At 67.5% G+C, this 1,789-nt stretch carries 3 protein-coding genes; all 3 read right to left on the bottom strand.

Features of this window, described 5'->3' with window-relative positions; all coding sequences use genetic code 11:
- Positions 1-251: hypothetical protein (locus MUO23_11380; protein ID MCJ7513557.1), on the bottom strand; the 251-nt coding region annotated here is incomplete at its 3' end.
- Between the two features lie 40 nt (positions 252-291).
- Positions 292-1,689, bottom strand: coding sequence for a HAMP domain-containing histidine kinase (locus tag MUO23_11375; protein MCJ7513556.1), 1,398 nt, complete (start codon positions 1,687-1,689; stop codon positions 292-294).
- Between the two features lie 7 nt (positions 1,690-1,696).
- The gene (locus MUO23_11370) at positions 1,697-1,762 is read right to left on the bottom strand and encodes a hypothetical protein (GenBank protein MCJ7513555.1); all 66 of its coding nucleotides are present in this window, start codon (positions 1,760-1,762) and stop codon (positions 1,697-1,699) included.
- Positions 1,763-1,789: the final 27 nt, after the last annotated feature.

Raw genomic sequence — 1,789 nt, 5'->3', positions numbered from 1 at the left:
TCGGCGGGTAGTTGAGGCAGCGCTGCGGGCGCCTGGGTCGGAGGCGAAGGTTTCTCGGTCGGCAGGGTGAAGATCTCCGCCGGCGAGAGGATGGGCATCAGGGGACGGAAGAACGAATCCTGCAGGGCCGACAGGCCAGAGGAAACGAAAGCGGCGCTTGCCGCCAACGGTAGAATCAGACAACAGCAGCACAGCAATACCAGCAACACACCACAAGCGATCCACCATCCGGAGGTTTTCCGAGTCTGCATTGAACCACTCCCTTCTGAATAGGGGGGGATTATACCGAAACTAGCGGGGGCGCCGTCGGGCGGCGGTGGAGTCCTCGGAGTCCATCGATGGCAGACGTACTTTGAAGCGACTGCCGATCCCGAGGCGGCTCTCCACGCTCAAGCTACCGCCATGGGCATGCACGATTTCGCTGGAGATCGCCAGCCCCAGGCCGGACCCGCGGCCGGGCCCGGCCTTGCGCGACTTGTCGACCTGATAGAAGCGCTCAAAAACGCGCCCGACTTCGTCGGCCGGGATGCCCGGGCCGTTGTCGATCACGTCGACCACCGCCCAGCCGCCCTCGCCCCCACAGGTGAGGCGCACCTCTCCCCCGACAGTCAGGCTTTGCAGGGCGTTGTCTACCAGGTTGGTGAACACCTGCGCCAGCCAATCGCCGTCGCCTCGCACCAAGGGGCATGGCCGCAGCTGAGTGTGGACCACGGCCTGCCGGGCGGCGGCGGCCACCGAAGCCCGGTCGACCACAGCTCGCAGGATCGGCACCAGGTCCACAGGCTGACGGTCATAGGCCACCTGCCCGGCGTCCATCCGCGCCAGGCTCAGCAGATCGTCGACGAGACGCCGCAGGCGTCCGCTCTCCTCCAGGATCACCTGGGTGGCATGCTGGCGCGAGCCCGGGTCATCGGCCGTGCCGTCGGCGATCGCTTGGGCGAACCCCTGGATCGACGTCAGCGGTGTCTTGAGTTCGTGCGACACATTGGCGACGAAATCGCGCTGCATCTGCTGGCTGGCCTGCACCCGGTCAGCCATCTCGTTCAGGGCCAGCGCCAGTTCTCGGACTTCGTCCGGCCCTTCGACCGGGATCGGCTGGCGGAACTCCCCTGCGGCCAGGGTCCGGGCCGCCGGGACCATCCGCCGCAGCGGCTCGCCCAACCAGCGACCCAGCAAGGCGGCCAGGACCACCGACAGAATTGCGGCGACCAGCCCGGCCCTCCCCAGCGCCCGCAGCAGGTCATCCCCCAGCACCGCCAGCCGCAGCTGCGAGGTCGGCGAGGCCAGCACCAGGACTCTGTCCTCGTCCAAGATCTGGCTGGCGTAGTTCCAGCGATCGCCGAGCACGTCGCCCGCCTGACCCCGTGCAGCCAGGGCATCCAACTCCAAGGCCGCCGCCTCAGGACGGCTGTCCACCAGCACCCGGCCGTCCTCGTCCAGCACGAGAACGCGGGCGAGCGTTTGGCGATCGAGGCGCTGTGCCAAGGCAGCTTCCCGGGCCGGGCGAAGGGCGTCGAGGGATCCCCGTTCAGCAATGGCCTCGGCCCGGCTTGCCAGGCGCGCCGTAGCCAGGCGATCCAGCACCGGGGTCTGCGACAGGAAGAACACAAGACTAGCCCCAACCAGGAATAGGACCAGCCCGATCAACAGTAGGTAGCTCAGCAGAAGGCGCGCCCGAATGGAGCCCAACCGCCACCTACACCACCAGCTTGTACCCGACGCCGGTCACAGTCTCGATGCGTACGATCTGACTCGCCGCCAGGCGCTTGCGAAGGTGGCCGATGTGGAC

It is taken from the genome of Anaerolineales bacterium (assembly GCA_022866145.1).
Taxonomy (GTDB): domain Bacteria; phylum Chloroflexota; class Anaerolineae; order Anaerolineales; family E44-bin32; genus PFL42.
This window is presented reverse-complemented; position numbering and strand designations above follow the sequence as displayed.